This window comes from Mesorhizobium sp. M0815 (assembly GCF_040319995.1).
Taxonomy (GTDB): Bacteria; Pseudomonadota; Alphaproteobacteria; order Rhizobiales; family Rhizobiaceae; genus Mesorhizobium.
Map to the genome: position 1 here is coordinate 131,222 of NZ_JAMYOU010000016.1, position 13,351 is coordinate 144,572.

Genomic DNA, 13,351 nt, shown 5'->3' on the forward strand with positions numbered 1-13,351 from the left:
ACGGTGGAAGCCGGCTGAGCAAGTGATTTTCTGAGCAGTGGCGATTATGTCAGGAATGGGCCGACAGCGGATCGGCAGCTTCGAGCCCGTGGATATCGAAAGCGGACATTCACGTCGATGTGGGCATGATCATCATCTGACCCTGAACAGACTGGGAGCGAGGTGCCAAAAGCTTCAACGCCGAAGAGCGATTTAGGTCAAATCAGACGATCCTCATTACGACATCGATGTTGCCCCGTGTCGCTTTGGAGTAAGGACAAATCTCGTGCGCTTCATCCACCAGAATTTGTACCACATCGCGCTCCAGACTCGGCACGGCAATATCCAGTTGGACGCTAAGAAAGTGGCCGTTTTCTCCGTAGTTCAGATTCACCTCGGCCTCGATGCTCATCCCTGCAGGCAGCGCGATTTTTCGTTCGTGGGCCGCAGATGCGATTGCGCTTGCGAAGCTGGCCGACCAGCCGGCCGCGAGCAACTGCTCCGGATTGGTGCCGATGCGCGCCGATCCAGGCGTCGATAGCCAGATGTCCAGAAGACCGTCGGAACTGCGCGAGGCGCCATTTTCGCGACTGCCCGTGGTTGCGGTCCTGGCCGTATAGACAACCCTTGTGATGTGGCTCATGGGCATTCTTTGCTGGTAGCGGTAACCGCCGCTTCGGCGGTTGCCGCGAACTCGATCAGGCGTCGACTTCGACAACGGCATCGGCAAAGGCCTGCGGCGCTTCCTGGGGCAGGTTGTGCCCGATGCCGCCGGTGACGACCCGATGCGCGTATCTGCCCGGGAACATCGTGGCGTATACGCTGGCGTCCGGATGCGGCGCGCCATTGGCGTCGCCTTCGAGGGTGATCGTCGGCACGCCGATGACCGGTGCCTGCGCGAGTCGCTCCTCGAACGCGTCGTATTGCTGCTCGCCGGCGGCGAGTCCGAGCCGCCAGCGATAATTGTGGACCACAATGGCCACGTGATCGGGATTGTCGAAGGCTGCGGCGCTGCGCTCGAATGTGGCATCGTCGAAATTCCACCGCGGCGACGCGAGTTGCCAGATCAGCCTGGTGAAATCTCGTGTGTATTTCTCGTAGCCGGCGCGGCCGCGATCGGTGGCGAAGTAATATTGATACCACCATTGCAGCTCGGCCTTGGGTGGCAGCGGCAGCTTGCCGGCTTGCTGGTTGCCGATGAGGTAGCCGCTCACCGAGACCATCGCCTTGCAGCGTTCAGGCCATAGTGCGGCAATGATGTTCGCGGTGCGCGCGCCCCAGTCGCAGCCGCCAATCGTCGCCTTTTCGATGCCCAGTGCGTCCATCAGGGCGACAATGTCCGCGGCAATCGCTGACTGCTGACCGTTGCGCATCGTGTCGTCCAACAGGAATCGGGTCGTGCCGTATCCGCGCAGGTAGGGAACAATCACGCGGTGGCCTTTCGCTGCCAGCAGAGGAGCGACATCGGCATAGGTGTGGATGTCATACGGCCAGCCATGTAGCAGGATGACGGGCGGGCCGTCGGTCCGTCCAAGTTCCGCATAGCCGACGCTCAGCACGCCGGCCTCGATCCGCTTCAAGGGCCCAAAGGACGCCGCAGGCTCTCCAGTCGTCTGTTGCGCTTGTGCCGGGCCGATCAGGCCGAACTGAGTGGCGGCGACAGCCATCGCGGCGGCGCCAAAGAACCGACGGCGATCTTGGTCGATTTCATCGGGGATATTGAGCGAATGCATTTGGGAACCTCTATCCTTGCGCGGGCGATCAGCCGAACGTGAATGCAAAGACCTCCACGCCTGAGTCGAGAAACTCGATCTCGAACTGGCGATCGACGATGGGTTTCGATTGTCGGATCAGTTGGTACAGGCGCTGCTCTGTCACTGCGCCTTCGCCCATTTCATTGACGTCGATGCCGTGAGCCGTGCCTGGCGGCTGCCCGTCGATCAGCACGCGAAATCTCACAGACGTTCCCGGCGCTGCCGGACCCATGACCAGATGAAGGTCGCGCGCGTGAAAACGGTACGCGATGCGGGCATCGGACTTGTTCAGTACGGCGGTTTCTTTCCTTACCGTCCAACTGCCAGACAGCCCCCACTCATTCAGGCCTAGTCGCGCCGGCACGTCGTAGATGTGCGGCGCGTCCAAGACCGCTTCACCGCCGGAGGCAGAATTCTGGGTGCGTTCGTAGCCGAGATAATTTTCCGGAGACTTGAGGGTCTCCCAATCGGCCGCGGCCTCGATGCCGCGGGCATCCACCGACACAGGCTCACGGTCGAATCCGCCGGCGCCAGCCTCAGTCAGCAATTCCTGGATGACCATTTCCGACTGTTGGTATGAGCCCTCGCCAAAGTGGTGATACCGGACGCGTCCCCGCGAATCGACGAAATAGAGTGCCGGCCAGTACTGGTTGCTGAAAGCCCGCCATATGAGATGGTCGTTGTCGACGGCGATCGGGTAATCGATCCCCAGGTCTTTCACCGCCCGGTGCACGTTGTTCAGGTCTTTTTCGAACGAGAACTCCGGCGCGTGGATTCCGATCACCACCAAACCATGCTTCCGGTATTTCTCGTCCCAGGCCTGAACGTAGGGAAGCGTGCGCAGCCAGTTGATGCAGGTGTAGGTCCAGAAATCGATGAGGACGACCTTGCCATGCAAAGCCGACGCCGTCAGCGGCGGCGAATTTATCCACTCGTGCGCCACGCCAAGCGAAGCAAGCTCGGATTGACTCTCGAACTGGTCGGAGGAAAGTCCGTGAAGGAACGGAACCCTCATCGGTGCGGAGGGTATCGGCTGAGCCACATTCGTGTCTCCCAGAAAACTGGCAATCGGAGCCCCGATTGCCATTGCGAGCGCCACGGCGACGAGCAGCTTAATTGCTTTCATCGACGACGCCTTTTCAGTTTCGATCGATATCGCCGCGCAGACGGTTCAGCGGCGCGCTGCGCGCTGAATCCTTCAGAGCGGAAGCTCTTTGCCGGCCTGCTCAGCCACCATGTATTCCGCGTACCAGTCCGGCCAGTTCTCATCGCGCTGGCCGCCGTTGCGCTTCTCGTGCTCGCCGTGGGCCTCCGACGCGCGTCGCAGCGCGGCAACAAGATCCGCTCCGGAAGCGTAGGTCGTGGTGTCGATCCGGCCGGGAAAGCGGGTGGTGATTTCCTGCAGCAGCCATTCGTTGCCGTCCGGGTCCTTGAACGTCGCGAACGAGGAGTAGCTGCGCCGCTCGGGATCGCGCCCCTTGACCGCCGGCTTGCCGGGACCTGTGCGGTGAAACGCCTCGCTGACCTCGGCGCCGTGGCCAATGAGCTCGGCGCGCGCCGCCTCGATGTCCGACACGACAAGATAAAGCCCGCTTGCCGAGCCGGGCTCCGCCGTCGTGACCCCCGTGCCGAAGTGGATCGAGGCAGGCGAGCCCGGAGGTGTGAACTGCACACCCCGGAACGTATCGCCGACGACGAAATCGCCGTCGAGCCGCCAGCCCAGGCCGATATAAAAGCTCTTGGCGCGATCGACGTCCGAGACGGGGATGACCACGACCTCGAGCTTCATGTCGAGCGCCTGCTTTTTGAGGGTCCCGGTCGCAGTTTCGTGCTTTTCGTCACGGGGCGTTTTCATGGTTTGAGACATTTGTCGTTCCTTTCGAGTGAGGTGGTTATTTGGTTTGCCGCAGCGGCCTGAACGCGGCGCGCAACTCGGCAGAAAAGAGCTCCGGCCGCTCCCACGCGGCGAAGTGGCCGCCTTTGTCGACCTCATGGAAGTAGATCAGGTTGGGGTAGGCGCGCCGGGCCCACGTCTCGGGGGCCTGATAGCCTTCCCCCGGAAAGACCGTGATGGCCACCGGCAGCGAGACTTCGCTGGTCTTTTCAGGGCCGGCAAAAACGGGACTGCGCCCGCCGCCGTACTCCCAGTAAATTCGCCCGGACGAGGTGGCGGTGTCCGTCAGCCAGTACAGCGTGATATCGTCCAGCACCTCGTCAGGCGACTTTTCGGGGTCGCTTTTGTCGTAGGTCCAGCCCGAAAAGCCCGGATGCCCGAGCATCCAAGCGGCGAGCCCTGCGGGGGAGTCATTGATGGCGTAACCGATCGTCTGGGGCCGGGTGCCCATCATCGTGGCGTAGGATCTGTTCCCCATCTTGGCGGCCATGCTGAGCGCATCGAACGCCGCGCGCTCCTTGTCCATGAGCCCCGCCGGCGCCGGTCCGCCGGCGGCGAGCACCGCGGCAATCTCTGGCGGTACGACAGCCGGCAGGTTGACATGAATGCCGAGCAGGCCTGCCGGGGCCAGACGTCCCATTGCATTCGAAACGGGAGAGCCCCAGTCGCCGCCCTGGGCGACGTAATCTGTGTAGCCAAGGCGCTTCATCAGCTCTGCCCAGGCTCGTGCAATGCGGTCTGTACCCCAGCCGGTATCTGTGGGTTTGCCGGAGAAGCCGAAACCCGGCAACGACGGCAGTACGAGGTCGAACGCGTCTTCCGGGCTACCGCCATGCGCCGTGGGATCGGTGAGAGGGCCGACGGTCTTGAGCAGTTCCAGCACCGAGCCGGGCCAGCCATGCGTCATGATCAGCGGCAAGGCATTGGGATGTTTCGAGCGAACGTGAATGAAGTGGATGTCCACTCCGTCGATCGTGGTCATGAACTGGGGCAGGGAATTCAGCTTCGCTTCCGCTGTCCGCCAGTCGTAGGCCGTGCCCCAATACTCGACGAGCGGCCTGATCTTCGCGAGCTGTATGCCCTGCGACTGGTCATCGACCGTCTCCCGGTCGGGCCACCTTGTCTGCGCAATGCGACTGCGAAGATCATCGAGCGGCGCTTGCGGCACATAGACTTTGAAGGGCCGGATCGAGCGATCCTCGACCGGGTTGGCGGAGGCGGGCGCGGAAAGGATGCAAAGCCCGAATGCCAGCACGGCCGCCAGTTGGTCGAGCCTCATGGCTGCACCTTCTTGTCCGGAGTGTGGAACGTCACCGTTTGTTTGGTGAAGACTTTGCCTTCGGGATCCACCACCTCGATCAGCACCTTGTGCTGGCCGCTTGGCATGCCAACCAAGATGATGGTGTTGCTCTGACCGTAGTCCGCCCACGCCCAAGGCAGGTCGTCGACGGTGACGTGCAGATGCCCGACCCGCGGAGACACGTTGCGCGCGGCCGCCCCGCCCACAGGCAGGATGCGCAAGTTCTCCACCCGGTACGGGATGAACACGACGCCGCTGGCCAACGGACCCGGAAGCGGCGGCTCCACGATCAGCTTGGATGCGGGCTCGTTGTCGATGGGAACGACCGTGCTCTGGGCAAACGCGCCCGTGGCGAGCACGGTGCAAACCGCGAGTGCGGTGAGCGTCTTGATGAGGGGGTTCATTGCAGTCGCTCCCTTCGGAGGTTCGCTACGCAGCTATCGCTGGGCGGAAGATGACGAGCGTCCGGCGCGCCATCCCCCGCCAACACGTCATGTCTGCAACGTCTTGAATGTTGCGCGCACCTCATCGGTGAAACTCTTCGGCTGCTCCCAGGCGGCGAAATGGCAGCCCTTGTCCGTGCGGCCATAGTGCAGAAGCTTCGGGAACGCGCGTTCGGTCCAACTCTTCGGTGCGGTGTAGATTTCACTGGGGTTCGCAGTCGCACCGACGGGAATGGTGATGCCCTTGGCGTCGAAGAAGCCGGCCTTCGCCGTTTGCGTATGTTCCCAATAGAGACGTGCCGACGAGATCGCCGTGTTCGTCAGCCAGTAGAACGTGATGTTGTCGAGGATGTCGTCGCGGGTGAGGCCCTCCGGCTCTCCATCGAAGGAGCGGGCGATCAGCGCATAACTGTCCGCATCGTGATCGAGGATCCACGCCGCCAGGCCGGCCGGTGAATCGACGATCCCGTAGAGCGTTTGCGGACGAAGAGCCATCTCGTTGGCGTAGCCCAGGCCGTTTTGGTAGAAGAACGCTACCTGCTCGTAGGCACGCTTCTCGTCGGGGCCAAGATCAGCGGGGGGCGGACCGCCGGAGGCCAGCGCCTTCACGATCTCCGGCGGAATGGTCCCCGGCATATTCGTGTGGATGGCGACCAGCTCGGGAGGTGCGATCAGGGCCATCTGTTCCGTGATGAGTGCTCCCCAATCGCCGCCCTGCGCGACGTAGCGGTCGTAGCCAAGGCGTTTCATCAGCACGATCCACGCCCGCGCGATGCGCCCGGGATCCCAACCGGTTTCGGTGGGCTTGCCGGAAAAGCCGTAGCCCGGCATCGACGGGATCACCACGTCGAACGCCTCCGCCTCCGTGCCTCCGTGCGCAGTGGGATTGGTGAACGGGTCGATGATCTTCAAAAGTTCGATGACCGAACCGGGCCAGCCGTGCGTGATGATGACAGGCAGGGCGCCCTGATGCTTAGACTTCACATGGATGAAGTGGATGTCGAGCCCATCGATCTCAGTGACGAAATTCGGCAGCGCCTTCAACTGCGCCTCGCACTTGCTCCAATCGTATTCCGTTCGCCAGTACTGCATGAGCTTCTGCATTGTGGCGAGTTGCACGCCCTGCGTTGGCCCTACAGTTGCTGGGGTCGACCAGATCCGCCGGGACGCCTCGTCGGAGACGAGTTCGCGCTCGGGCCAGCGCGTGGCGGCGATGCGCCGGCGCAGCTCATTGATCTCCTCCTGCGGGAAACTGACGGAGAAAGGGCGGATGGCATCGCTCGTGGATGCGGCGGCCAATTGCGACGGGAGCAGGCTTGCCGCGCCGGCGGCGGCGATGCCGGCCGCCGCAGTGCCCAAAAGTCGCCGGCGATCCTGGTCGATTGCTTCGGAGGTTCTGGTCGTGTCCATGGGTCTCTCCTGGGTTGATGGGTTTGCGATCTATCTACGTAGCTTGAACTACGCCCAGGAGGCGGGATTAGCCCGTTATGCGTCGTGAGCTTGTGTTAGCCGCTGCCAGCCTGCCGCTTTTTTGAGCAGATAGGAGGCGCCTAGACTGTGAGACTCCCTATGGTGCAGGAGCGCTCCTTGACTTAAACTGCGGCGCTGGGTGCAGGCGGCTCCAAAAGAAGACGCCATGACGAAAACGGGAATACAAGCCAAAGACAGATTGTCGTTTGGCCCTTTCCATTTTGCTGCGGGTGAAAGGCTCCTGACAAGAGAAGGCGCTCCCGTAGAGTTGGGTTCGCGCGCCATCGACATTCTCATAGTCCTGACCTCTGCACCGAATGAAGTCGTCAGCAAGAAAGATCTAATGTCGCGGGTTTGGCCGGATGTCGTCGTCGAGGAAGGCAGCCTGCGGTTCCACATGACCGGACTGCGCAGGGCGCTGGGCGATGGAAAGGATGGCGCGCGGTACATCGCGACGCTTCCGGGGCGGGGCTATTGCTTCGTTGCGCCGGTTTTGCGATTAAACAGCCCACGCGACGAAGCCCTATTCATTGCCGCTGAGTTTCCGCACGCGAATCTTCCAAACCGCTTGAGCCGGATGGTCGGACGGGACGAGGATGTTCTTAAGCTGTCGGTGCAGCTGAATGCTTCGCGGTTCGTCACCATCGTTGGCGCCGGTGGCGTCGGCAAAACCACCGTCGCGATCGCAGTCGGGCATCACCTGATCGAAGCATTTTCAGGGGCGGTCTTGTTCGTCGATCTGGGAATGATCGGCGATCCCGGTCTGGTGACGACAGCCGTCGCCTCGATGCTTGGACTAACGGTTCAAACAGAGGATGCGACGCCCAACCTGATCGCTTACTTGCGCAACAAGCGGATTCTCTTGATCCTCGATACCTGTGAGCATCTCGTGGATGCGGTGGCGCCTCTGGCCTCGAGCATCGTCGATGCGGCGTCACAGGTCTACATCCTGGCGACGAGCCGCGAGGCGCTTCGGGTCGAGGGCGAACATATCTGCCGGTTGGATGCGCTTGCGTTTCCGCCCGACGAACCGGGGCTAACGGCGGCCATCGTCCAGACATTCCCGGCCACCCAGCTGTTCGTCGAGCGAGCGGTGGCAGGTGGCGCTCGTTTGGACGTCGGCGACGCCGAGGCCTTGATCATCGCAAGCATCTGCCGAAAGCTTGACGGGGTGGCGCTCTCGATCGAACTGGCGGCCAGACGTGTCGAATCCTATGGGCTGCAGCAGACAGCCGCGCTTCTCGATCAACGCCTGACACTGCTGTGGCTCGGTTCACGGACAGCGCCGCCGCGTCAGCAGACCTTGCAGGCGACACTAGACTGGAGCTTTGGGCTCCTGACCGACGTTGAGCGCGTGGTGCTTCGCAGGCTCGCTGTATTCGTCGGTCATTTCACGCTCGATGCCGCCCTGGAGGTCGTGACGAGCGCGACCCTCGACCGATCGACCGTCCTTGGCGCCATGGACAGTCTTGTCGCCAAATCGATCGTGGCGACGCGTCCGGTTGGAGCAATGATGCGCTACAGGCTCCTCGATACGACGCGCGCCTACGTTCTCGACATCCGGATCGATGACGCCGAGGCTGCCGATCTGGCAGTGCGCCACGCCGCCTACTATCGGAGATGGCTGGAGCAGACCGGGATCGAGTGGCCAAGCCTGGCGACCGGTGAGGAGCGGGCGCCCCACTTCGCCGCCATCAACAATGTCCGGGCTGCCCTGGAATGGTGCTTCGGCGACAGCGGAAACGCCGACATCGGCGTCGGACTCGCCAGCGCTGTCGCGCCGGTTTTCCTGGCAATGTCCTTGTTGCCGGAGTGTCATCGCTGGTCTGAAAGAGCAATATTCGCTTTCGACGATGCCGCCCTTGGCGGACTTGACGAGATGCATCTTCAGGCAGCCCTCGGCGTGTCCTTCATGTTCATGCGGGGAGGACGCGACAGGGCGCGCGTAGCTCTGGAGAGGAGCCTGGCGATCGCCGAGCAGCGCGGCGATCCGCTGGACCGGGTGCGTCTGTTGGGTTCGCTCAACATGTTCCATCTGCGGACGGGCAATTTCGCAACCGCCCTTGAGTTTGCAAGGCGTTGTTCAGCCACAGCCGCGACCTTGGACGACTCGGTCGTCAACGCGCTGGCACACTCGATCCTGGGCATCTCGCTCCACCTGCGAGGCGACCTCGCGGAGGCCCGCGCAGAGCTGGAGGCGGCGCTCGACCGTGGGCCGCGCTCCCAGCGGACCACGACGATCTATCTGGGCTTCGAAGGCAAAATCCTGGCCAGGGCCATCCTGGCGAGGAACCTTTGGCTACAAGGCCATCCGGACCAAGCCATGGCACACGCCCGACAGGCCGTCGAAGAGGCTGCCGCCATGGATCATTCTCTAACGTTGGCGATCGCGTTGATCTGGGCGATATCGGTCTTCCTGTGGACCGGTGACCTGAAGAGCGCCGAGGCGTACATAGATATGCTCATCGCCCGCGCGGAATCCCATTCCATGACTCCTTACCTGCTGGTCGGTCGGGGCTTCAAAAGCGAAGTCGCGATCCGTCAGGGCGATGCAAAAAGCGGCGTCGAGGGCCTGCAGACATCTCTTCGGAAGCTCCACGCGGCGCCTTATGAATTGCTCACGACGCCGCTCAACCTCTCGCTAGTTAGGGGACTGTCCGCGATCGGTCAGGTTGATGAAGCCATTGCGTTGATCGACGAGTCGCTTGGTCAAGTCGAAAAGAACGGCGACCAGTTGTACCTCCCGGAGTTGCTACGGATGAAGGGAAGCCTCCTTCTCCAGTCGGAGCGCAACCGTGATGAAGCTGCCGCCTACCTCATGCAGGCACTGGAGTTGAGCCGAAGTCAGCGCGCACGGGCATGGGAGTTGCGAACCGCAATCGACATGGCGACGCTGATGGCCGGGCGCGGGGAGATCAACAGCGCTCGCGAGCTCTTGCAGTCGGTTGCGGCGTATTTTGTGGAGAGCCTGAATACGGCGGATGTCGGGGCTGCCGAACACCTGCTGGCGACACTGAGGTAGAGCCTCAATGCCACTTCTCCTAATGGTGTCGTCCCCTCTCGGCGCAATTTCGACGGTGGTGTGGGCACTATTAATGTCGGCTTCGGGAGGACAGGAGTGGCTGGCTGAATGACCGACATGCTGAAGGGTTTCGGGTGCCGTCAGGCGTACGAAAGTCTCTCATGCAGGAACCCGCGGGCCGCAGACGACGGCCTATGGGGATTTGTGTTTCGGAGCGTGCCAGCGCCTGGGGCGAACTTCCGCATAGGATGCGGTGGGCATGTCGTGGAAGCGGCTTCCGGGCCCGGTCGCAGAGCCTGGAGTGTTGATTCCGACGGGATTGGTGTGCGTGACGACCGGCTCGACGGCAATGTGCACATAACATCCCGTTGACCGTCGCCGGCGTGGCGCGGTCGTACGAGCAACTTGGTCATGCCGGGTCATGAGGTGTTCTCCCGGTTCGGCGCTCGTGAGGTTGGCGGCGCACGAGGCTGGCACCACCGTTCGAACCTCTCGATGACCACCATGCGCCCGCCGCAGCAAGGGCAAGGCGGGCGAACGTCAGCCGGTTATGCTGAAGGGTTGTCTTCGGGTGGCGGAGCGACGTTCAGCAGTTCGCGCACGAGTGCGAGGCTGGCTTTGCGGGCGGAGCCGGCGAGCAGTCCATAGTGACGGATGCGGTGGAACCCACGCGGCAGGACATGGAGCAGGAAGCGGCGGATGAACTCGTCGGCGGCAAGCGTCATGGCGCGCTGGCGCTCGACACCATCGCGGCGATAGTCCTTGTAGCGGAAGGTGACTCCAGCCTCATCGAAGGTGATCAGGCGGCGGTTCGAGATGGCGACCCGGTGAGTGTAGCGCGACAGACGGCGGAACAGCTTGCCCAGTACTTTGACTGGGAGAAGGAAGGCTGGCCGCGACGATATCCAGCGTGACCCGTCCGGCGCGATGGCGCCGCCCGGCACGATCATGTGGACATGAGGATGGTGTGTCATTGCCGAGCCCCATGTGTGGAGCACGGCAGTGATGCCGATGCGCGCGCCGAGGTGCTTGGGATCCGCCGCGATCGTCAGCATCGTCTCCGATGCCGCCTTGAACAGCAGGTCATAGACCAGCGCCTTGTTGTGGAAGGCGATGACGGCGACCTCGGCGGGCAGCGTGAACACGACGTGGAAGTAACCGACTGGCAGCAGGTCGGCTTCGCGCTCGGCGAGCCATGTACGCGCGGCGGCGCCCTGGCACCTGGGACAGTGCCGGTTGCGGCAGCTGTTATAAGCGATCCGCCATTGACCGCAGTCCGCGCAGGCTTCGACATGACCACCCAATGCAGCGGTGCGGCAGTGTTCGATCGCCGACATGACCTTGAGCTGCTGCAGGCTCAGATGCCCGGCGTGGGCGACCCGGTATCCGGGGCCGGCAGCACGGAAGATATCGGCGACCTCCAGGTCTGCGCGCACCGGTTCAGCCGGGAGGCGTCTTGCCTTCCATCAGCGCCATCAGCCGGTCGAGCGGCCCTGCGATCGCGTGGATCGTCCGGGTCGAGACCTTGGTGTAGAGCGCGGTGGTATCGAGCTTGCTGTGCCCGAGCAGGACCTGGATGACGCGGATGTCGACATCCTGCTCGAGCAGGTGGGTGGCGAAGCTGTGACGCAGCGTGTGCGGGCTGACGCGCTTGCGGATGCCGGCGACTTCAGGTGCTTCCTGGACCGCGCGATGCAGTTGACGCGACGAGATCGGCGCCGTGCAGCCGCGCCCTGGGAACAGCCAGCCGTGCGGGAGCATCACCCCGCGCCGCTTGCCTTCGCGCCACCACAGACGCACCAGTTCCAGCAGTTGCGGCGAGAGCATGGCGTTGCGGTCCCTGCGTCGCCCTTGTCTTCTTCCCGTCCGAGTCGAGCTCAGCGGAAATCGATCTAGCGCGGATCACTCCTAGCCTTGAAGCGTGCCGCCTCTTCCGACCCGCGGGTGGCGTCTCCCGCGCTGTAGGAATGCGCGCCAGCGCCGGCGAGCTTGCCGCCATCGACGATCAGATATTCCTCACGGATCGGCCGGCCTTCGAACCAGCATTCGAGAATTTCGCGGGTACCCGCGGCGTAGCGCGCCTGGGCGGAGAGCGACGATCCTGAAATGTGCGGCGTCATGCCGTGATGTGGCATCGATCGCCACGGATGATCCTTGGGAGCCGGCTGCGGGAACCAGACGTCGCCGGCATAGCCAGCGAGTTGGCCACTCTCCAGCGCGCGGGCGATGGCGTCACGATTGCAGATCTTGCCGCGCGCCGTGTTCACCAGATAGGCGCCGCGTTTCATCCTAGCGATCATCGTCTCGTCGAAGAGGTTCTCCGTCTCCGGATGCAGAGGTGCATTGATCGTGACCACGTCGCAGACGCCGACCATGGATGCGGAATCCTGGTGGAAGGTGACGCCGAGTTCTTTCTCGACCGCCTCAGGCAGTCGATGGCGATCGGTGTAGTGCAACTTGACGTCGAACGGCTTCAGCCGGCGCAATACTGCGCTGCCAATCCGGCCGGCGCCGACGGTTCCGATCTGCATTCCCTCGATATCGTAGGAGCGTGCGACGCAGTCGGCGATATTCCAGCCGCCTTTCACGACCCAGTGGTAGGACGGGATGTAGTTGCGCACGAGCCCCAGGATCATCATGACCACATGCTCGGACACGCTGATCGAATTGCAGTAGGTCACCTCGGCGACCGTGATGCCACGGTCCATGGCGGCTTGAAGATCGACATGATCGGATCCGATGCCGGCGGTGATCGCAAGCTTCAGTCTGCTTGCCTTGGCTATTCGTTCTTCGGTCAGATATGCCGGCCAGAACGGCTGCGAGATCACGATTTCGGCGTCAACGAGTTCGCGTTCAAAAATGCTGTGGGGACCGTCTTTGTCCGAGGTTACTACTAGGCTATGGCCCGCGCCTTCGAGAAATTTCCTCAGGCCGAGTTCGCCCGACACGCTACCGAGCAAGACCCCTGGTTCAAAGTTGATGGTCTTCGGCGTGGGAAGTGTCTGGCCGCCGGGATAGCGGTCGAGCTTCGGCAAGCCGTCCCGCGCATATTTTGTCGGATAACCGTCGACCGGATCGTCATAGAGGACGCAAACGACCTTTGCCATTGTGTATCTCCCTTCGTCTGACAACGAAGAGGAAAACGCTCTGTTGTTAACGCTGCCGGCCAACGATGGTCGGCACGGCGATGCTCTATTGAATTGCTGGTGGGGAGCAGACTCATCTGCCGGCGCTTCCTCATTCGGAAAGTTGTGCGCTATTGCGTATTACATGGAAGACCCGGGCATGGTTTCAAGTGCTGCGGGCGGCACTGGTGCAGCGTTCGAGTTCCTTTATTTCAGACCGCGCGCACGGTTTGCTGACAACAAATGCGTGATGCGGACACTTCAGAATTGCCGAGGTTCGGGACTGTCGGGAATTCTGTGCGCGAGGCCATGATGATGGAAAGGAGAGAATCATCGCATGGCTATTGAGAAGGAACTTCTGGAC

The 13,351-nt window shown here is 62.4% G+C and carries 9 protein-coding genes and 2 pseudogenes; 1 reads left to right on the top strand and 10 read right to left on the bottom strand.

The genetic code is table 11. From position 1 onward, the window contains the following. Window positions 1–202: 202 nt before the first annotated feature. The 7 genes from NKI01_RS19095 to NKI01_RS19125 form a co-directional block, all read right to left on the bottom strand. Entirely contained in the window at window positions 203–622 is a 420-nt protein-coding gene (locus NKI01_RS19095; RefSeq protein WP_031195077.1) for an Ohr family peroxiredoxin, read from the bottom strand. 55 nt (window positions 623–677) lie between these two features. Further along, window positions 678–1,646 (bottom strand): alpha/beta fold hydrolase, encoded by a 969-nt coding sequence (locus tag NKI01_RS19100; protein ID WP_502895824.1) that lies wholly within the window; start codon window positions 1,644–1,646, stop codon window positions 678–680. Between the two features lie 94 nt (window positions 1,647–1,740). Then, on the bottom strand, window positions 1,741–2,859 hold the full coding sequence (locus tag NKI01_RS19105; RefSeq protein WP_352964228.1) for a redoxin domain-containing protein: 1,119 nt from the start codon (window positions 2,857–2,859) through the stop codon (window positions 1,741–1,743). 72 nt (window positions 2,860–2,931) lie between these two features. Further along, window positions 2,932–3,588: a VOC family protein gene (locus NKI01_RS19110; protein ID WP_031195072.1), complete on the bottom strand. Its 657-nt coding sequence runs from the start codon at window positions 3,586–3,588 to the stop codon at window positions 2,932–2,934. Between the two features lie 37 nt (window positions 3,589–3,625). Next, a complete protein-coding gene (locus tag NKI01_RS19115; protein ID WP_031195070.1) occupies window positions 3,626–4,906 on the bottom strand; it encodes an epoxide hydrolase family protein in 1,281 nt (426 codons plus the stop codon). Then, on the bottom strand, window positions 4,903–5,331 hold the full coding sequence (locus NKI01_RS19120) for a DUF6130 family protein (protein ID WP_352964231.1): 429 nt from the start codon (window positions 5,329–5,331) through the stop codon (window positions 4,903–4,905). The genes NKI01_RS19115 and NKI01_RS19120 overlap by 4 nt, the downstream gene beginning before the upstream one ends. An 87-nt stretch (window positions 5,332–5,418) precedes the next feature. After that, entirely contained in the window at window positions 5,419–6,780 is a 1,362-nt protein-coding gene (locus tag NKI01_RS19125) for an epoxide hydrolase family protein (protein WP_023722323.1), read from the bottom strand. Window positions 6,781–7,006: 226 nt separating this feature from the next. On the opposite strand from NKI01_RS19125, the gene NKI01_RS19130 reads away from it, so the two are divergent. Then, a complete protein-coding gene (locus NKI01_RS19130) occupies window positions 7,007–9,862 on the top strand; it encodes an ATP-binding protein (RefSeq protein WP_352516210.1) in 2,856 nt (951 codons plus the stop codon). 419 nt (window positions 9,863–10,281) lie between these two features. Here the strand turns inward: NKI01_RS19130 and NKI01_RS19135 are convergent. The 3 genes and pseudogenes from NKI01_RS19135 to NKI01_RS19145 form a co-directional block, all read right to left on the bottom strand. Further along, window positions 10,282–11,298 (bottom strand): annotated as a pseudogene (locus tag NKI01_RS19135) (IS91 family transposase). A 4-nt stretch (window positions 11,299–11,302) separates the two neighbouring features. Next, a pseudogene (locus NKI01_RS19140) lies at window positions 11,303–11,716 on the bottom strand (tyrosine-type recombinase/integrase); the annotation flags it as partial. Window positions 11,717–11,754: 38 nt separating this feature from the next. Further along, window positions 11,755–12,969 carry an NAD-dependent formate dehydrogenase gene (locus NKI01_RS19145; protein WP_352964234.1) on the bottom strand — a complete coding sequence of 405 codons (1,215 nt, stop codon included), beginning with the start codon at window positions 12,967–12,969 and terminating at the stop codon, window positions 11,755–11,757. Between the last annotated feature and the right edge of the window lie 382 nt (window positions 12,970–13,351).